The sequence below is a fragment of the Aulosira sp. FACHB-615 genome (genome assembly GCF_014698045.1).
Taxonomy (GTDB): Bacteria; Cyanobacteriota; Cyanobacteriia; order Cyanobacteriales; family Nostocaceae; genus Nostoc_B.
Genome location: NZ_JACJSE010000003.1, coordinates 191,716 through 211,080, shown reverse-complemented (window position 1 = coordinate 211,080; position 19,365 = coordinate 191,716). Strand labels below are relative to the sequence as shown.

The 19,365-nt window shown below is 40.2% G+C and carries 18 protein-coding genes; 3 read left to right on the top strand and 15 right to left on the bottom strand.

What is annotated here, in order from left to right; all coding sequences use genetic code 11:
* Nucleotides 1–199: 199 nt before the first annotated feature.
* The 6 genes from psb28 to H6G77_RS05725 form a co-directional block, all read right to left on the bottom strand.
* Nucleotides 200–571 carry a photosystem II reaction center protein Psb28 gene (gene psb28, locus H6G77_RS05750; RefSeq protein ID WP_190589955.1) on the bottom strand — a complete coding sequence of 124 codons (372 nt, stop codon included), beginning with the start codon at nt 569–571 and terminating at the stop codon, nt 200–202.
* A gap of 21 nt (nt 572–592) precedes the next feature.
* A complete protein-coding gene (locus tag H6G77_RS05745) occupies nt 593–2,137 on the bottom strand; it encodes a serine hydrolase (protein WP_190871055.1) in 1,545 nt (514 codons plus the stop codon).
* 165 nt (nt 2,138–2,302) lie between these two features.
* The gene (locus H6G77_RS05740) at nt 2,303–3,043 is read right to left on the bottom strand and encodes an RNA methyltransferase (RefSeq protein WP_190589953.1); all 741 of its coding nucleotides are present in this window, start codon (nt 3,041–3,043) and stop codon (nt 2,303–2,305) included.
* Nucleotides 3,044–3,130: 87 nt separating this feature from the next.
* Complete coding sequence (locus tag H6G77_RS05735; protein WP_190871054.1) at nt 3,131–3,727, bottom strand: hypothetical protein; 597 nt, start codon at nt 3,725–3,727, stop codon at nt 3,131–3,133.
* A 168-nt stretch (nt 3,728–3,895) separates the two neighbouring features.
* The gene (locus H6G77_RS05730) at nt 3,896–4,438 is read right to left on the bottom strand and encodes an AbfB domain-containing protein (protein WP_190871053.1); all 543 of its coding nucleotides are present in this window, start codon (nt 4,436–4,438) and stop codon (nt 3,896–3,898) included.
* Nucleotides 4,439–4,745: 307 nt separating this feature from the next.
* On the bottom strand, nt 4,746–5,861 hold the full coding sequence (locus H6G77_RS05725; protein WP_190871201.1) for a PEP-CTERM sorting domain-containing protein: 1,116 nt from the start codon (nt 5,859–5,861) through the stop codon (nt 4,746–4,748).
* A gap of 630 nt (nt 5,862–6,491) precedes the next feature.
* Here H6G77_RS05725 and H6G77_RS05720 point away from each other — a divergent pair.
* Complete coding sequence (locus H6G77_RS05720) at nt 6,492–6,935, top strand: hypothetical protein (RefSeq protein WP_190589950.1); 444 nt, start codon at nt 6,492–6,494, stop codon at nt 6,933–6,935.
* Nucleotides 6,936–7,067: 132 nt separating this feature from the next.
* On the opposite strand, the gene H6G77_RS05715 is transcribed toward H6G77_RS05720, so the two are convergent.
* Nucleotides 7,068–7,397 (bottom strand): low molecular weight protein tyrosine phosphatase family protein, encoded by a 330-nt coding sequence (locus H6G77_RS05715; protein ID WP_190871052.1) that lies wholly within the window; start codon nt 7,395–7,397, stop codon nt 7,068–7,070.
* Between the two features lie 164 nt (nt 7,398–7,561).
* The gene (locus H6G77_RS05710; protein WP_190871051.1) at nt 7,562–9,232 is read right to left on the bottom strand and encodes a DNA repair helicase XPB; all 1,671 of its coding nucleotides are present in this window, start codon (nt 9,230–9,232) and stop codon (nt 7,562–7,564) included.
* A 189-nt stretch (nt 9,233–9,421) separates the two neighbouring features.
* On the opposite strand from H6G77_RS05710, the gene H6G77_RS05705 reads away from it, so the two are divergent.
* Nucleotides 9,422–10,009, top strand: a complete 588-nt coding sequence (locus tag H6G77_RS05705) for a Uma2 family endonuclease (protein WP_190871050.1) — start codon at nt 9,422–9,424, stop codon at nt 10,007–10,009.
* A 20-nt stretch (nt 10,010–10,029) separates the two neighbouring features.
* Here the strand turns inward: H6G77_RS05705 and H6G77_RS05700 are convergent, their stop codons facing one another.
* From H6G77_RS05700 to H6G77_RS05680, 5 genes are all read right to left on the bottom strand, one after another.
* On the bottom strand, nt 10,030–10,362 hold the full coding sequence (locus H6G77_RS05700) for a Ycf66 family protein (RefSeq protein WP_190589946.1): 333 nt from the start codon (nt 10,360–10,362) through the stop codon (nt 10,030–10,032).
* A gap of 8 nt (nt 10,363–10,370) precedes the next feature.
* Nucleotides 10,371–12,209 (bottom strand): hypothetical protein, encoded by a 1,839-nt coding sequence (locus tag H6G77_RS05695; protein WP_190871049.1) that lies wholly within the window; start codon nt 12,207–12,209, stop codon nt 10,371–10,373.
* Between the two features lie 171 nt (nt 12,210–12,380).
* A complete protein-coding gene (locus tag H6G77_RS05690; protein WP_190589944.1) occupies nt 12,381–13,064 on the bottom strand; it encodes a DivIVA domain-containing protein in 684 nt (227 codons plus the stop codon).
* The gene (gene coaD, locus H6G77_RS05685; protein ID WP_190589943.1) at nt 12,953–13,525 is read right to left on the bottom strand and encodes a pantetheine-phosphate adenylyltransferase; all 573 of its coding nucleotides are present in this window, start codon (nt 13,523–13,525) and stop codon (nt 12,953–12,955) included. Before coaD ends, H6G77_RS05690 begins: the two co-directional genes overlap by 112 nt.
* A gap of 385 nt (nt 13,526–13,910) precedes the next feature.
* Nucleotides 13,911–14,828 carry a histone deacetylase gene (locus H6G77_RS05680; protein ID WP_190871048.1) on the bottom strand — a complete coding sequence of 306 codons (918 nt, stop codon included), beginning with the start codon at nt 14,826–14,828 and terminating at the stop codon, nt 13,911–13,913.
* A 142-nt stretch (nt 14,829–14,970) separates the two neighbouring features.
* Between H6G77_RS05680 and H6G77_RS05675 the strand changes: the two genes are divergently transcribed.
* Complete coding sequence (locus H6G77_RS05675) at nt 14,971–15,987, top strand: mechanosensitive ion channel family protein (RefSeq protein ID WP_190871047.1); 1,017 nt, start codon at nt 14,971–14,973, stop codon at nt 15,985–15,987.
* Between the two features lie 366 nt (nt 15,988–16,353).
* On the opposite strand, the gene H6G77_RS05670 is transcribed toward H6G77_RS05675, so the two are convergent.
* Nucleotides 16,354–18,363 carry an S-layer homology domain-containing protein gene (locus H6G77_RS05670; protein WP_190871046.1) on the bottom strand — a complete coding sequence of 670 codons (2,010 nt, stop codon included), beginning with the start codon at nt 18,361–18,363 and terminating at the stop codon, nt 16,354–16,356.
* A gap of 200 nt (nt 18,364–18,563) precedes the next feature.
* The gene (locus H6G77_RS05665) at nt 18,564–19,295 is read right to left on the bottom strand and encodes a Uma2 family endonuclease (protein ID WP_190871045.1); all 732 of its coding nucleotides are present in this window, start codon (nt 19,293–19,295) and stop codon (nt 18,564–18,566) included.
* Between the last annotated feature and the right edge of the window lie 70 nt (nt 19,296–19,365).

Here is a 19,365-nt window from a genome sequence, read left to right as displayed (position 1 = left end):
AAGGGTGTTTAAATGATAAAGTGGGCTGGCGATCGCTCAATTCATTAATTTGTTTAGCATTCATCAGTGGGTTAGTATTTTTCTCTCCCTGTCATAACAAAAAAGCGACAAGAACGGGAGATAGTTCTTGCGTAAGTTCTATTTATCAATCCTAAATGATTTAAAAACCTATCTCTACCGCCTATCTACCTTATCTCCCTCAATTAGAACTGCCATACTCCATCCCATTAGCCTCAGCGTAACGGTGCATAAAACGCATAAAGCGTTCCCAATGATCATCTTGTTCAATTTCAAATTGGCATTCTACCCGTTGTAATTCATCACCCTCATCACCACCAAAAATAAACTTAGTTGAAGAAGGAGTTACGCTAATTTCACCTTCTTCATCAGTTAACAGTAAGGAATTTAAAGATGGTTTTGTAAAACTATTAAAGCCTTCTAAAGCTTGTAATTGATTAAAAGTCATAGCGACAATGCGGTTTCCCGAAACTTTGCCACGTCGCAAACTCACATTGCTGAGTTCTTCAAAAATGCCTGCAAAAAACTGAATTGTGGGTGGGGTAGATGTCATGAAAAATGCCAAGTTACAAATTTATCTTGGGGGATAATACTGAGGGTTAATGGCTGGTGATTGATAGCCAGTCATTGGGATGTTATTAGGGACAGTAGGATTCATTATAGGTGATTGATAACCACTTATGGGCATCATCCCAGTAGTATTCGGTACGGGAGAACTAATGGACGGGGATGGATAAGTATTTGTGGGGATATTGTTATTGATTGTATTTGCTGGGCTACTTTGACTGAGGTTTTCGTAAGTAATCCGAGAAATGGAACTAATGAGTTTTTCGGCACGGGGGTCGTTATTTGGGCGTTTGACCATCAAGGAAATGATGTAACGCTTACCATTGGGAATATCCACTAAACCCGTATCTGCCAACATTGTGCCAATATCACCTGTTTTGTGGTAGATTCTGGCACCTGCACCTAAACCAGAAGGTAGGAGATTATCTCTTTCGGTACGACGCATAATATCCAACATGATATCGCGCGATCGCAGACTCACAAAGTTACCTTGATTCAGCATTGCCATCAAGTTACCCAATTCTCTGGGACTGGTGATGTTTGTGCCTTGTAAATCTGGCAATTTATTTTTAATTACTGTTGTGGTTAATCCCCAACTGCGAAAACGTTGATTTAATGCGTCTATGCCTCCCAGTCGCGCAATCAGCATATTTGTGGCTGTGTTGTCGCTGATGGTAATCATTTTGGTGGCAACTTCCAAGGCACTATACTGTGTGCCAACAGGCTTAAATTGGAAATTCCCCGAACCACCAGCTATCATATCTTGCTGCATGGTCAGCATTTCATCTAGGCGAATTTTGCCTGCATCAACATCTTGGAAAAATGCTACCAAAATCGGGACTTTAATGGTGCTGGCGGCAGGAAAACCAACGGCAGCATTAATATCTACATAGCCACCATTATCTAAATCAACTAAGAAAATACCCGGTGTGAGGTCTGGGGTGGTAGCTGCCAAATTCTGCACAGCATTTTTGAGTGGAGTAATTTCTTGGGACAGGTATAAACCGGAAGTTGGCGCTACAGGATTAGGGGTGCTTTGTGACTGAACTTGACTAGAATTATTAGTATTTGATGACACGGGCGAGTTGGAATTGATGCGAGTAGCCGGGTCGAGAGCTGATAATACTGTACCAACGATCGCACCCATACCGACTCCCACAATTAACAATCGCAGGATATATAACATCGTTCTCGCCATTGGCTTGAGCCGTGTCTTTTTTGACACTCTTTTAGTTCCTTTGGGCTGTGGCGGCTTTTGTACCCGCACTGTTTTTACCTTAACAGTGTTGGGGTACGGGGGTGGAACATAAGCGGGTTTTCTGGGGATGGGTTTGACAGCCGTTGGCATGACTAGCCCTGGTCTTGGCCGGGGAACTCCGCCCATTGCGATCGCGCCTGATGCCAGCATCTGTTCTCTACCCACAGGTCGTTGTTGTGGCTGAGGAACTTTCACTTTTTTTGGTTGTGCTTTTGGAGCTTTGCGCGATCGCGGGCGGCCATTTACGGGTTGTCGCCGCGAGAAAGCTCTTAGTTTGTCACTTGATTCTGTCACTGGTACTCCTTGTGACTCACTCGAATTTTTTCTTGCAGACTTCCGGCCTAAAACTGACTGTTCATACAGCTTGATGCTGAAATCAACGTTGACTACTCAGTAGTGTGTTTAGTTTAAGCCATATTATCTATTTTGAGGGAGATTCCGTATATATTAATCGATACATCATAAGTTTTCATCATCATTACGATTGTTTAGCACCCACTCTACTTGCCGAAAAATCCCCCGCAGCATTGCCACTTCATTAGTTGTCAGTCGGGCGCGATTATATAGTTGGCGAAATTTCTCCATCCGACTCGCGGCTGTATGGGGATAGAGATAACCAATATCTAACAGTAGGGATTCTAATTGTTGGTAGTAGGCTTCTACCAGTTCAAAAGGTGCTAATTCTGTTGGTTGACTGATCTGCGGTTGGGCGATTTCTACCTGTTGCGCCAGTTCATAACAACAAATTCCGACAGCCGTGGCTAAATTTAATGAGGGATATACCTCACTGGTGGGAATGCGGATAAATCGCTGGGCATAATTCAATTCTTCATTACTTAATCCCCGGTCTTCTCTGCCAAAAATCAACGCCGAGGGTTTGTCTGGTTCTGCGAGTAACCAAGGTAAGGCGGTACGGGGTGTTTCTAATGGTGTTCCCCAATCACGCACACGCGCAGTAGTGGCGATCGCTCTGACGCATCCTTGCAAAGCCTCTGGTAAAGTTGCTACTTCTAGGGCAGATTCTAAAATATCCTTGGCATGGACAGCCATTTTCATTGCTTCTGGCGATCGCGGGTCACATTGGGGGTTAACTAATATGAGGTTGTACAAACCAAAATTTTTCATCACACGAGCGATCGCACCCACATTAATTGGGCCAGCTGGTTCTACCAACACAATCCTGACCCCAGTTAATGCCATTTTTTATTTCTCCATATCTTTTACTTTGTGCATTTTACATAATTAGTGATTAAAACCCACAGAAAAGCACCAAGATACTATAAGTTTTTATTCAATAGGACAGTTGGGACTAGGGCCTTTTAAAGAATAGTGATCAACCTGCACCCAGCTATCTTGTCCTAAAGCCCAGAAACCAGTAAAAATGTTATAAGTGGTAGCATTCCCAGTACGGAACTGTAACGTTAGCTTTGTATATTGTGGTAAACTGCCAAACTTGAGTTCAGACCAAACTTTCTGTTCAGTATCACGCACTCCAAAATATCCATCTGTGACATTGGGTGATGTCCGCACATAAGCTTCTAATATATAGTTAGAATTGGGCTGGAGGCGTACTTGCTGACGAATGCCATTCCAATCCGAAACATTCCGCATCCAGGCATTATTTTTACCACTAAAACTATATCCTTTATTCACATCAAAACCTGCACGTCCTTCAGTTTCCCAATAAGATGAGGGATGTGGTTGTTGCTCAAAGTCTAGATTGCCATAAGGGGCTGTACATGATGCTTGTCCTTGATTTATAGAAATGTTAGTTAATAATATCGAACTAACAGCAACAGTAAAAATATTAATGAATATGCTTTTGGTAAGCAATTTTATATTTTGGGGTAATTTTATTAAGTAATCAGCTAATTGATTGGACATAATCTTAAGTAAAACAGCTTAAATAATTTACGCTATATCATTGCTGTAGAGACTGGGTGTAAGGGTTTTAGGTAAATCCTACACCCCTTCACCTTCTCCCCAATCCTTGTTTTTTTATGCGTCAAACATCAGCATTAATTGTTGGAGATGTTTAATACTATGAACAACTTACCGATAGAGTGGATTGGTGATGATAAAAGTTGCATCCTGTCTGAATAAATCACTACCATCTGATGATTCTAACCACAACTCAAAATTTTTGTGGCGGATGTAGTGTGCAGGAAAGTTTAGAGATTCAAATGAACTACTATGAGGATTATCCCCAAATAGTCTATTCTTAATGCAAAAGGTAGCATCTTCTCTAAATAACTGCTGATTGATTCTCCTGGACAACTTGATCTGGAAATTTTCGTGTCTTAAGAAGTGACCTGGAAAGTTAACAGATTCAAATGAGCTACATTTGTTATTTGCTAATCCTGGAACTATTTTAAAGGTTGCATCTTTTCTTCCAAGTTCATCACCAATTGGCTCTATATAACCTACGAAATTTTTGTGGCGAATATAGCGATCGCTGAAATTATACGACCTAAAAGAAACCGCTTCATTGCTGTTTTGAGACTGCACTGATGAAGCTGATATCAGCAAGATTCCCCAAATTGAGAAACCTAAAGTTGAAACACTCAATAATTTTTTTAGCCAGTTAAATTTCATTGAAATAACTACTGATACATATACTAACAGTAGTTTAACTGAGATTTTTTCAGCTTAAAATGTTTTTTTGATGAAAAAATCAGTAAGAAATACTCAAGCTGTGACTAGTACAACAAGGCAAAAGGAAAAAGAAAGAATAATGATACCACAAGCCTTTTAGCAATTTCTTATGGACTGTTTATTTACGCCTTATTGTACTAGTTTGTTTTATCTACTGCTTGTCTGAAATGAAGATATGCGTGGGAGATATAGAAAATTTTCGGGTATGAGTAAAAGTTTCGTTCATACCCCAAACCTATTCTTAGCTTTATGATTCTGTAACTTGAGAAGAACGCAACCGACGTTGACGACGCAAATAAGCTAAACCAATTCCTGCTAACAATGTACCCCCCATTGTGATTGGTTCTGGTACAGGTTCCGCATTTCTAGGAGTTAGCAAGACATAACCGTAGCTCTTACCATTATCACCTTGAGCTAGAATTTGTCCTTTATTATTAATGGCGATCGCAGAGTAAAAGTCCCATCCTAAACTGGGATCTGTGAGAGTATCTAAGTCAAATATTCCTGTACTTTCGCTCCAGAAAAAAGCACCATTACTACTATCTCCAACTACTTGGCCAGAATCATTAATGGCATTGGGGTAAATATAGGTACTATCGTCTAAAAAGCTGATATCAACTATACCGCTTTCTTGACTCCATAAAAAACCTCTGGTAATTGCATCTTTTTCCCAAAAAAATATGACTTGTCCAACATGGTTGATACCTGTAGGTAAATATCTATCTTCACCTGGAAGGAGGTTAAACAAAGTCAATCCTGTTTCTTGACTCCACAAAAAAGCACCACCTTGTGCTGAACCTACTATCTGACCATGATTGTTTATTCGATAGGCAAAAGGCTCTAGCTGTATTGGTGCGATTTCTACTACACTAGTGTCTTGGCTCCACAAGATACTAGTCCCTATGTTGTGTTCTACAATCACCTGACCATGATCATTGATATCGTAGGGAGTACTATCAACAGCAACACCGTAATAGGCATTTACATCAGAACTAATATCAGTGATATTCCCATTACTATCCCACAACACAGCCACATTGGTAGAATAAGGAGTAGAAGAGATGCCTACTACTTGACCATTGTTATTAATAGCCCTGGCATTACTATAATTTCCTCCAGTAAAATTACCTAACTCAACCAATCCATCCTTTTGGCTCCAAACAACAGCCTGATTATTGTAACTACCAACTACTTGACCATGATCGTTGATATCCATAGCGAAAAATCTTGAATCAAGGTCAGTCACATCATACAAAATTGCTGCCATTGCAGAGGTATTAATCCCCAATGTCATGAATACGGCGCTACCACTCACAATCGCTAGATTTTTGATTTTTGTTGTTAATCTGTCGATTTTCAACATATACTTTACTCCTCATGAAATATCAATTTGTAATCACAAGTTCATAAATCTATCTTTTGGTAGTTGTCTCGCGTAAAAGTTACCAAAAGTTATATCAGTCAAGAATTGCAATGCGAAGTTTGCAAATGCCAGGATTATAAAATTCAGTGTTTTTTCTCCTGATTAAAAGATTGAGTCTTCACAAAAAATCTATATAAATAACACGAAAAATTTATAATCTTTAATACACTTGTTTGTGTTCTCATAACAAAGATTTATTGAGACAACAGATCATCTCAATTAATTAAGATTTACATCAACTTTGATTAACTAAGTCAAAATACATCCAAAACTATCTGAAAATTTAATCATTAGTGTTGATGAAATGACTAGTTAGAAGCTTTGTATAGTCAAGCGATCGCCTAGAATTTTCATCAACCTAGAGATAAATTTTAAGTTTTGTTAAATTAATAACTTTTAATACGCATCTTCAAAAACATGCAGTATAACGTAGCAGTGCGAGTAGTAAGTTAGACACAAAAGTTAAATTATTATTTAAAACTCATGGTTTTCAGAAATATTTTTGCTGTGACTAATTTGCTTTATTTGCGGCTTGTCTGAAATTAAGATATGTGTAGGAGAACCCAAAAAATGCAAAGTATTGTGAAAAGAACTATTTTACTTTCCACTACAGCAGCGATCGCAGTTACATTTACAGGTTGCGGCGAAAGCAAAGTAGCTCAATGCAATAAAATTATCAAAGTTGCCAATCAAGCAGTAACCTTAAGTCAAGAATTTAGTAAAAATTCGCAGCGCGATACAGGTTCTAAAACATTCACAGAAATTGCAGATAAACTTGGTAATTTGGCGAATGAAATGAAAGCATTAGAAATTAAAGATGAAAAATTAAAAGGCTTTCAAGGACGATTTATCAAGTTATATCAAGATACCAGCAAAGGTTTCCGTGATACTGCTGCTGCTTTTGATAAAAAAAATCTCAAAGCCGCAAACACTTCTCTAGCATCCTTAAAAAAGAGTGGTAGTGATGAAAGTGCAATAGTAACTGAAATTAATAGCTACTGTTCTGGGAAGTAACGTCAAAAACCGGATTTGGCGTAGGTTGGGTTTAGCTATCGCCTTACCTAAGCTAAAATTATCCTTAACTTCTTTTGCTTTTTAACTTTTAACTTTTGCTTTGTTCGGTCATTCACCTTTACACCTCTTGATTTAATAGGTTCCTAAAAGGGGAAGTACCTTTTTCTTTAATATCTCAATTAAAGTTGGTTCCATATATTCAAAATCATCTGGAATATCTAAACAGATGATTTTCTTATTTTTAAGAAAAGGTTGAAAGTTTTTTGTTAACTTGCGTTTATGGGACTGTTCCATCACAAAAATAATATCAGCCCATTCAATTGCTTCTGTTGAAACTGGAACTTCAGCGTAATGGTCTAATCCTGCTGAGTCAGTTTCTAGTCCTTCATATTCTGCAAATACTACCTCAGCCGTAGGACTCCGTAATCTATTTTGGCTACAGATAAATAATATTTTTTTCATTAATTGATACTATCATATATAGGAATCCGGTTTGATTTCTGAATTTATTTGTGTAGGTAGGGAATAGGGAATAGGGAATAGGGAGTCGGGAGTAGGAAAGAAGCCTGATCTGAGTGTACTGATTTTTTTCCCAAATCAAATATGAGTCCTATAGCAATTTCCACTTAATCTATAATTTCAATTTGATAACTATAACCTTGCTCAGTTAAAAATAACTGACGATGACGGGCAAAATCTTCTTCACAAGTACGTAGCGAAACTAAAGTGTAAAATTGCGCGGGACGACCATCAGATTTAGGGCGTAAAACTCTACCCAAGCGTTGGGCTTCTTCTTGGCGAGAACCATATTTACCAGATACTTGAATGAGAATATCTGCATCTGGTAAATCAATGGCAAAGTTACCAACTCTGGATAAAACGAGTCCGCCTAATTCCCCTTCTCGAAAACTTTGATATAGTTTTTCTCGCTCTTTTTCGGGGGTTTTACCAGTAATTAAAGGTAGTTGGGTAACTTGGGCGATCGCTTCCAATTGCGACAGAAATTCGCCAATAATTAAAATGCGGTGTCCTGATTCTTTTGCTAACAAGTCTTTGATAACTTGCAGCTTGCGCGGATTTTCGGCGGCGACACGAAACTGATTGCGCCTCGGTGCTAAAGCATATTCCATTTGGCGTTCTTTATCTTGAGATACGCGAATTTCTGTACAACTCGCCGTGGCGATAAAACCTTCACCTTCTAATTCGCGCCAGGGGACATCATACCGTTTCGGCCCAATCAGGGCGAAAACATCACCTTCTCTACCATCTTCCCGAATCAAGGTGGCGGTGAGTCCCAAGCGGCGACGGGCTTGCAGTTCTGCGGTGATGCGGAAAACTGGCGCGGGGAGGAGATGAACTTCGTCGTAAATGATTAAACCCCAAGAACGCGCACTAAATAAATCAAAGTGGGGAAAGTCACCGTCGCGCTGATGGCGATAAGTCAGAATTTGATAAGTTGATAAGGTAATCGGCCCTGTATTTTTGACTTCGCCACTGTATTCTGCGATCGCATCTTCTGGTAAATCTGTTTTATCTAGTAATTCCCGCCGCCACTGTCGCACCGATGTTAAACTAGTTGTTAGTACAAGTGTACTCTCTTGCACGGCAGCTATCGCAGTCATACCGACAATTGTCTTACCTGCACCGCAGGGTAACACGATTACGCCACTGCCACCTTGTACTCTTCCCGACTGATAAAATGCTTCTGCTGCTTGACTTTGGTAGTCCCGCAGCAGAAATTTTTTGCCTGTGCGTGTTTCTTCGCGCAATTGAATTGCTAAAGCATCGCCTGTGACATAACCTGCAATATCTTCCGCCGGATAACCAGCCGCTAACAAAGCCTGTTTGAGTACGCCGCGCAAACTCGCCGCGACTTGAAAGCAAACTTCAGAAAGACGCGCACCTAATAATGGTGCAACTTGCTTATCCCGTGACAGCAACTCTGCTAAAGGCTGGTCACTCATCCGCAGCAGTAGATTATCTCCATCCCGTTCAATTACAGTTAAGCCATAGCGACTACCCAAAGTGCTGATTTCTTGGGCGACTGCTTCCGGGATGGGATATTTGGCATATTCCCGTAACGCTGCTACCATCGCCTCCACCTGCAACCCCGCCGCTCGTGCATTCCAAATACTTAGCGGTGTAATTTGGTAAGTGTGGATATGTTCGGGACTTTTGATTAGTTCAGCGAAAGGAGCGATCTCTTCTCTGGCTTTAGCGGCTGTGGGAGAATGTACTTCTAAAAGAATAGTGCGATCGCTCTGCACAATCAGCGCATTTTCTGGGATGTAAGTCATAATTTTGTCAGCTAAATCCTACGAAATATAATTTAGTAATTCTGTCGAGTAATAGTATAGATAGCCTAAAATATTAAAGTAATGAAAAGGTAAAATCATCATAGTTGTTGGGTTTCGCTGGCGCTGCACTCAACCTACAATACCTAAAAGATACAAAATATGTTTAAAAAGCAGAAGTGAGGTAAACTTGTGCAAATACTAGAACCACAATATTTTACCATCCAAGAATATTTAAACTTAGAAGACAAAGCTGATTTTAAAAGTGAGTATATTGACGGAAGAATTATTCCAATGGCTGGTGGAACTGTAAATCATAATCGAATTTCTGGTAATTTTTATGCTATTTTGAATTTTGCTTTTAGGCAACAAGATTATGAAGTATTTAACAGTGATATGCGTTTGTGGATAGCTAAACAACGTATTTATACATATCCCGATATTTCTATTGTTGTAGGTAAAATAGAATTTCTGGAAAATAGGACAGATACAATTACGAATCCAAAATTAATTGTTGAGGTATTATCAAAATCTACTGAAAGTTATGATAAAGAAGGGAAATTTAAAGCATATCGTACCATACCATCTTTTGAAGAATATTTACTAGTTGAGCAGGATAGAATTTTTGTAGAACATTTTTATAAAACTGCTAATAAACGATGGTCTTTACAAGAATATGATGCCGAAGATGAGTTGATTAATTTAGTTACTGTTCCCTTGGAAATTAAATTACAAGATTTATACAACAAGGTAGAGTTTGAAGTTAAATCTGATGTTTAACAATGATCGCTCACATTAAACTACCGATTTCTATAACCACCATTAATCACAATATCTTTAATACATAAATAAATAATCAATACAGTTACTAAAAACTGCATAAATTGTAAAATTGGGTCTAATCGCCAGCCTTGAAAAATCAGAATCATCCCCGAAGTTAGCAGAAAAATAGGGATAATTATAGTTTGAAAAACATAAAGAATTAAAGAGAAAGTTTCTAATCTTCTAGCGCGTTGAATCAGCAGAATTATCATAGCCAGTATGTAAGCTACAGCAAAAATAATCTGCACAAAACCAATCAAACTGGCTACATTGAAACCAAAATTTACTTGCATTAAAATTAAGTCATTCATGAGGAATTTTAACCACTCAACGCAATACTATAACCCAACTTTTTCACGGCATTACGGAATTTAGTTTCTGATTCGCTAGGCACAACTAAATGCTTTTCTCCAGCTAAGAAACACAGCTTTTTCGTGCGGGAATCGTTGGCGATTAATACAGCTAAAGCAGCATCAGTGCATTCTATCAACCGAGCTTGACCGCGATCGCGCAAACTATTGCCTCGCGCTTCAATATCTGCTAAAAATTGATTGGCGGTTTCTGGTATTTCATGACCACTCCGGGCTTGCAGAAATTCTCGTAATTGGGTGATGCTTTGTCCTTCTTCTATCGCACCCAATAACTTAGCTGTCTCTAACCGCCACACCGCATCCGAAATTTTTTGGGCGTAGACATCCAGTACCAGAGTATCAGCAGGGGTGAGTGGTTCGCCAGTCGCGGCTATTTCTAAATTTGGTAATACGCGAAATACCGCCCGTACTTCTAACGGTGGCGGTGTATAGTCGTTTTGCAAACCCAAGCAGTATGCACCCAAGGGTGTTAACTGCATACACATCAAACCATCGTAACGGCTGAGAAATGGTAAGTCATCGGTTCCCCATAAGTCGGTATAATCAGGACGAACGCCGCCGGGGTTAACATAGCCGATATTAATCATTCCCAAAGTGGCAACATATTCAAATAACAGACATAAAGCATATCTGCCTTGCAAAATCTCCCAATCATCGCCACCATTACCTAAGCTACCGTAATGGGAGTCACTAATATACAAATTCCCAGGATTGCGCGTAACTTCAAAATGGTAGCCTTTGGCGAGAATGCAGCGAAACAGTTCATTAACGCCCATCCAACGCCCCACAGGACACTCGGCTAAGGCTTTGGTAATGGCTTCGCGGCGTTTGTCTGTGGCTGTTAAACCTTGCTTACCTTTGCCTGTTTGCCCTTTAATAGCATCTATGCGGCGTAATTCGTCTAATACTTTATTTTTTAGCCATTTTTTCCAGATATTGCGGATGGTGGTTGCGGGTGGGTTTGTCAGGGCTTTTTGTCCAGTTTTGGTTAAGACTAGACGTTTGCTAGAAAGTTCGGCTAAACCTGCGGCTTGGACTAACATTGCCCAGGCGAAGGGCTTAATAAAACCGATTTTTTCGTATGATGGTGTAGATGGGTCGTCGTTGTAATAATCGCCACCAGTTAGTACAGAGGCGATCGCACTCATACCACTATTATTTGGATATCCGGTTTTATCGCTAACACTGAGTTTTCCGGCATTAATTAATCGCAGTACCGCGAGTAAATCTTGTTGTGCAGCAGTTTCCATTTCACACTGCTTGACGACAATTTCTTTTTCATGGGTTTCTCGTTCGCGGGTTTTCCAGTTCCATTCTCGCCACTGCAAACGAAAAACCTCTGGACATTTATCTAAACTAGTAATCGAAAATTCTGCTGGTGGCAAAACAAATGCTTTCAAGCGTGTTTGTAAATCTTGAGGAATAATCTGTCCGTAGATAAATAAACACAACAACGATGGTTGACGCTTGTAACCGAATGCGTCAGAAGTTCCCCAATTGGGTTCTTCCAGATATTTAGCATAGAAACTTGTAGCGTTAAACAAACCATCTGTGTTGTAAATTGTTTCCGCTACTGCCTTTTGTTGCAGATGATCTAGTTCTCGCCACAATTGTTGCAGATTTTCCCCCACAAGATAACGGTGAATCACTGTAATGATTTCCGCTTTGCGTGTGGGTTTGCTATTAGTATTTAGTAACGCTGCCAGCTTTTTTAGTTGATCAACAGATAATTGTTGTAAAGCCTCATCAACTGTGGAAATGCTTAACTGATCCTGATAGTAAGGCATGGCAATGCACTGGAAATAACCTGCGATTTTCGACCTATAAGCAAGATAGGTTTAGGAAAATCTTACAATATTAAGTGCTGAGTGCTGAGTGCTGAGTGCTGAGTCAAGAAAATATACTAACCTCTAGTCTCTAACCTCTAACCTCTAACCTCTAACCTCTAACCTCTAACCTCATTTCTTTTTTGAAGAATAATTCTGAGATTGATTTTCTTGGCGTAATTGTTGTCTGCCATTGGTGATAATTCTTAACATATCTTTGAGGTCTTGCTCGATATTTTCGAGGACAGTATCGGCATATTGATCAGCACCATCTTCAATTTCTTGGGCTTGTGCGATCGCAGTTTGACGCATTTGTTCTAATTCTTCCATACAAACTTGCCGCCTGCGTTCAATTTCCGCAAGGGTTTCTTGCATCATCGCCTCGCATTCTTGCTGGGTTTTGCGCCGTAGCTGTTCTGCTTCGTGTTCCGCCTGCCTGAGAATATCACTTTCTGCCAAAATTTGCGCTCTTTTGGCTTGGGCAGCTTCGACAATTTGCTGTCCATATTCTTCGGCTTCTAACATGACATCTTGCTTGTGTTGCAAAATTTCCGTTGCTTCTTGGAACACCGAAGGTAAAGAAACGCGAATAAAATCAAGCTGTTCAAAAAGTTTGTCTTCGTCTATTAATGTGCGCCCCGTTAGGGGAACTCGCCAACTCGACAAAATCAAATCTTCTAAACGGTTGAGTTCTTGCTGAATATCTACTCCTGTTCGGGAGTTGTCCCCGTTGCCGACTCCATTGGGATACTCTGGAGGGGCGGGATAACTGCCGTTGTGGTTGGGTTCGCTATTGGATAGTTGTGGTTGTAACATTTGTGTATATCTAAAGCAATGTGCGGGGGAACAAGATGATCGACAGAACCACCAAATCTTGCGATCTCTTTTATCACACTACTACTTAAAAAACTATACTCATTTGATGTTGCGAGAAAAACTGTTTCAATTTGAGTAGAGAGAGTTTTATTCGTGTGCGCCATCTGTAATTCTACTTCAAAGTCAGAAATTGCTCGTAAACCGCGTAACAACACTTGTGCTTGGCGCTGTTGGGCATAATTTACAGTCAACCCATCAAAACTATCTGCTTCAACATTTGGTAAGTGTTGTGTAGCTATCCGAATTTGTTCTAATCGTTGCTGCACAGTAAACAACGGTACTTTATGAGGATTCCGCAATACAGCGACAATTACCTTGTCAAACAGCCGACTACCACGTTGAATAATATCAAGGTGTCCTAAAGTAATGGGATCAAAACTGCCGGGATAGATAGCAATCACAATATTCGATGTATCACAGTTATTGAGGTGATTATATCGGATTCCACTGTGCGGAGTTGGGAGTGGGGAGTTGGGAGTTGGGAGTGGGGAGTTGGGAGTTGGGAGTGGGGAGTGGGGAGTGGGGAGTGGGGAGTGGGGAGTTGGGAGTTGGGAGTGGGGTAGACAAGGTAGAGAGGGTAGATAAGGTAGAAAGATTGCTCCCTTGTCCCCCTTGTCCCCCTTGTCCCCCTTGTCTCCCTTGTCTCCCTTGTCTCCCTTGTCCCCCTTGTCCCCCTTCCCTCTAACCTGTCACCTGTCACCTCTAACCTGTCACCTCTAACCTGTCACCTCTAACCTGTCACCTCTAACCTGTCACCTCTAACCTGTCACCTCTAACCTGTCACCTCTAAAGCCCATACTGACGATAAACCTCACTCGCCGCGCGATGGATGAGAGAATGTCGCCACACTAGAGATTGCATATCATCGGCGTATCCACCCCCAATTACACAGGCGACGGGATAACCTGCGCTGACACAGGTATGTAAAACTTGCATTTCTCGGCGAAATAGTCCTGTGTCAGTTAAAGCTAATTTGCCCAAGCGATCGCCTATATGAGTATCCACCCCCGCATCGTAAAATACTAAATCAGGACGAATCTCTGATAACAAATCTGGCAAATATTCAGCCAAGGTTTGCAAATAAGCGTCATCTTCCAGTCCTATAGGAAGAGGCACATCTAAATCACTTTTTTGTTTTGTACCGGGAAAATTAATTTCACAGTGCATTGAAAAAGTAAATACACTGGCATCATCCTCAAATATAAAAGCCGTACCGTCGCCTTGATGTACATCCAAATCGACTATCAGAATTTTCTGCACCAGTCCGAGTTTTTGTAAAACGCGAGATGCGATCGCTAAATCGTTGAAAATACAAAAACCAGATCCATAATTGGGGAAGGCGTGATGAGTTCCCCCAGCCGTATTGCAAGCTAAACCCTGACTTAACGCCATCTGAGCCGTGAGTATCGTACCACCAACCGCCACACAGGTACGATTGACTAAAGCTGGACTCCAAGGCAACCCGATGCGGCGTTGGGCTTTATAATCTAGGGTTCCATCACAATATGCTTGCACATAACTTGGTGTATGCACCAACTCAATCAACGCTGGCGATGGACGCTGCGGAGTGTGAAACTGTTCTATTTGCGCCACACCATCATTTAGTAGTAATTCATACAATTTCCTAAACTTAGCCATCGGGAAACGATGTCCTTCTGGTAAAGGTGCAACATAGTCTGAATGATAAATTATTGGCAAGTCCATATTATGTATTTTTTACCATATTCTGATACTAAATATACCTGAAGATTAAAATAATTCTGTCTTTGCAAGATGAGTTTTAGCAATAATTGTTTTATAATATTGCTTTAATTTTTGTCGTTAAATTTGAGAAATCACATTAATTATGACCCAGTGGATTTTACCGGCCGCCCTAATTTTATTTAGCTTGTTAATTGGTATAGTTTGCGAGAAATTCTTATTTCATAAGTTCAAAAAAATCATTATCCAAAAACATATTCCTGGCAGTCGGATAATTTTTCATGCTTTACATCGGGTCACTTTTATTTGGTTTCTATTAGCTGGTTTTTCATCAGCCTTAGTCGCTGCTTCTCCCAACCTCAGCCCAGAATTAAAAATTGTCTGCCAAAAAATCATCACAATTATTTTTCTTTGTTCCCTTACTTTAGTTTTAGCAAGGCTGACTGCTGGTTTTGTCAATTCCTGGACACGGAAAGCAGAAGGAGTTTCAGCCTCACTAATTTCTAATTTGGCGAAAACGGCAGTTTTTATCTTAGGGATATTAATTATCTTACAAACATTGGGAGTAGCAGTTACACCGCTAGTCACGACTTTAGGAATTGGTGGTATAGCAGTTGGTTTGGCACTGCAAGATACTTTAGCAAATTTATTTTCTGGTTTTTACTTAATTATTTCTAAACAGGTAAGAACTGGTGATTATGTCAAACTTGATGCTGGACATGAAGGTTACGTTACAGATATTACTTGGCGCAATACTACAATTAGAGAGCTTTCCAATAATGTGGTGATTGTCCCTAACTCAAAATTAGCCTCAGCAATTTTCACCAATTACCATCTTCCCGCCAAGGAAATTACTTTAACAATGAATGTGGGAGTTAGTTATGACAGCGATTTAGAACAAGTGGAACAAGTGACTGTCGAAGTCGCTAAAGATGTCATGCGAGAAATTGCCCCAGAATTAATTGCCAATGAACCTTATATTAGATTTCATACATTCAACGATTTTAGTATCGATTTTACTTTGTATATGCGAGTCAGTGAATACTTTGATCAGCGCATGGGTAAACATTTGTTTGTCAAGAAATTACACAAACGTTATCAAGAATTAGGGATTTCAATTCCATTTCCCATTAGAGAGATTTATGTTCAGAATAATAATTGAATCTAGGGGCTAGTACAACAAGGCAAAAGGAAAAAGAAATAATAACGATAACACAAGCCTTTTAGCAATTCCTTATGGTCACTGAGCGTAGCCGAAGTGTGGTCTGTTTATTTCCGCCGACCTGTACTAGAGTATATGTAATATCATGTCCGATAAAAGACTTATCATAAAAACCGCAGACTTTGTTGGGCTACGCGATCGCTACACCCAACCTACTATTCTCTTAACTGAACCGTATTGAGTCATAGAGATAAAAAAGAAGGTAAAAGATAGACAATCAAAAATGATTTTCATCTTTTACCTTTGAGTTGTATCCTACTGTGCATTGGTAGAAACGATGAATAGCGTTTCTACAAAACTTGAATATTATCTTCTACCAGGAGTTCTCCCACCTTCGTCGTTGCTACCACCGTGGGGATGAGAGTTACCAGGATCGCAGCCTTCAGAACCGTTACCAATTCCTTGGTTACAATGACGGCGGCGTTTTCTGGTTGCGGTTGTATTACTTTCTTCCAGTTCGGCTTGCTGCTGTGTTTGTTCTACAGCGTACTGAGAGTTAATCTCGACAGCTTCACCAGTGCTGACTAACGCTTTATATATCAAGGCTGCAACTTCGGCTCTTGTGGCTACCTTGTCAGCATTCAAAGTTTGAACATTGGGATAATTAATAACAATACCGCGTTCTGTGAGAGCAGCGATCGCATTTCGCACATCACTGCGAATAGTTGCAGCGTCGGAGTAAGCCGCCAAAATTGATTCTGTGGAACCACTAAAGGTGTAGTTTAAGCCTCTAGCTAACGATAGCAGTACTTCCAAACGAGATAAGGCTTGTGTAGGGTTAAATTTATTCCCCGAAATTTCGAGAAAGCCTGTAGAATAAGCCTTACGGATAGCAGTGTAAGCCCAATAATTGGCCGATACATCTCTAATGCTCACAGTCTCACGAATGTTAGCTTTTTGAAAGGCTTGGCTAATCATCGCGGCAAATTGGGCGCGAGTTACCTGTTCATCGGGGCGGAAAGTTCCATCAGGAAAACCTTGAATAACTTGCAAAGCTGCTAACTCGGCAATAAAATCACTAGCCCAATAGTTACTCGAAACATCGCTAAACTTAAACTGGATACCTTGAGCTACACCAATTTCCCGGTAACTCATCATCATTTGACCGATGTCATAAGTAGAACTATCATCATCACTAACTTCGTTAAGTTCTACTAAACGGCCGGGTTCAGCTTTTAAAGCTTCTGCCAAGCTGTAACTGAAAGTGCTGATTGTTTGGCGTATTAAGGCAAATTTACCACTACTCAAGGATGTCGGATAAATGCTATTTGCTGCAACTGAGGAGACATTTTCTGCTTCAAACTGGTTGACTTTCACAGTTTGGGAACTGCTGAGAAAAGTTACACGTTGGTCGCTAACTTGGGTAAAGTAGTCGTAAGTGGTGCTATCAGAATCAATTGTGCCGTCTTCATCGGCATCAACTCCGTAGACAGTGCGAACAACTTGATATTCGCTGGGATTAGCCGCCAAAATTAAGTTCACAGTGCTGAATGCTGATAAACATTCAAATTCGCTGTAGCCAATAAAGCGGTTTTGAGTATCGTATAATCGAACAACTATGCGATCGCCTGCTTTAATACCTTTAACAAATTTTGCTCTGTGCTTGAGTTTATATTTGTAGTCACCGAGAAATCTTTCTTTTAAGAAATTGTTGTGGCGTTTAGATTTCAAGGAAACACGGGCAATGATTTCCGAAAATTCCCCAGATGGTTGCAAAATAGCCAAATTAAAACCCGTCTTTTTGGCTTTAACTGCTGTACTCGCCGCACTCACTTGGGTATTGCGTTGAGCTATGACATTTCGTTGAATCCTAGTACGACTAATTTGACGAGTGCTAGTTTCTCGACGCTCAATTAAAGTTGTCAAACTCTGGGTAGACTCTTCATCAAGTTTGGCAACACTTCCCGACTCATCAGTACGATATACCCAAACTTGCTTGGCGTTGGCAACTACTACATGCCAACCAGGGACTACTGCTTGAGAACAGTTATCTTCGGCTTTTAAACCCAAACAGCCATTAGACCAAGTTTGCTGTTGGGCTTTAATTACACGTAAAGTTGAAGCTTGTGAACCTGTGCGACTGGAAATATCTTCTAAAACAGCATCTTTGACGGATTCTGGTAAATCTGACTCTTTACTACCTAACTCATCTGCTAACAGTTGTTGCGTTGTAGAGTTAACAGGTGTTTGCGCGATGGTGGTAGAGAACCGAGGAGTTGCAGAAGCTGAAAAGATGGGCGAAAACATTGCCACTGAAGTAGCAGCAACGATAACTTGGCTCAAATGAGCAAAAGAACGATTTTTTTTGTGTTTCATCTCACACCATACCAATCGGTGAGTAAGTGAAGAGAATGTAAATTCCCTTGACTTATTAATCCCGTTGTGCAGATGAAATTAACACTTCTACAAATAATTTGGATTACTTAACAATAGTGCGATCGCCTACTCTTTGAAGATGTGTTCACAAAATAGAGCAATCCTAAATAATTTACCGATCCCTCTCTCCCTTATCTCCCTTATGACATCAAACGAGTCACTTCATCTATCGGTAAATTCAACGCACTGGCTATCTGTTCTACATTTAACCCCAAATCTAATAATTTTGGTATTGCGTCATACCGTGCTTGTTCAGCTTGTTGACGCGCTTGTTCTGTTTCTTTATGACTCAAAAGTTTCTGCCCTGTTTGGGGATCAAAAAAGCGTAATTCACCATTAATTAGTCTCAAGTCTAAACCCAAAACTTCACTGTGAATTGACAGCACGCCGTCTGGTAAAAAGTTAGGTGTCAGAGATTGATATTTGCCTTGTACCAACCGAGAACCCTTCAGTTGTGGCTTGAGATAATCACCGGTGGGATCATACTGAAAGTACTCCTGTACACCTAAGAAAGCATATTTTTGGGGTTTATCTTCCTCATCATTTTCTTGGGTACTTGCAGAGGTAATTTCTAAAACAAAGTTAGGCGCTTTACCACCTTCTTGCCAGACTTTGTAACTAGAGCGTTTTTTCTTTTCCACCCCAAAGACAACAAACACATCGGGCGCAATTACAGCACTCGGAATACCTTGCTTATAGTATATATACAGATTTCCTGACACATAAATATCACTACGTGCTTGGAAATAAATATCTAACGCTTCTACTGCATAAATTAAATAATCGCGTGCTGGGTCGCTTTCCGCCATTGGTTTGCCGTCGGAATCGGGATAGAATATTTCGGTTTTGAGTTGGTTACTAGAAATGGTCATAGACAAAAGACCTCAACTCAACTGTAACTAGCTTAAAAATAGCATTTTGGCTGAAATTATATGAAGAAGC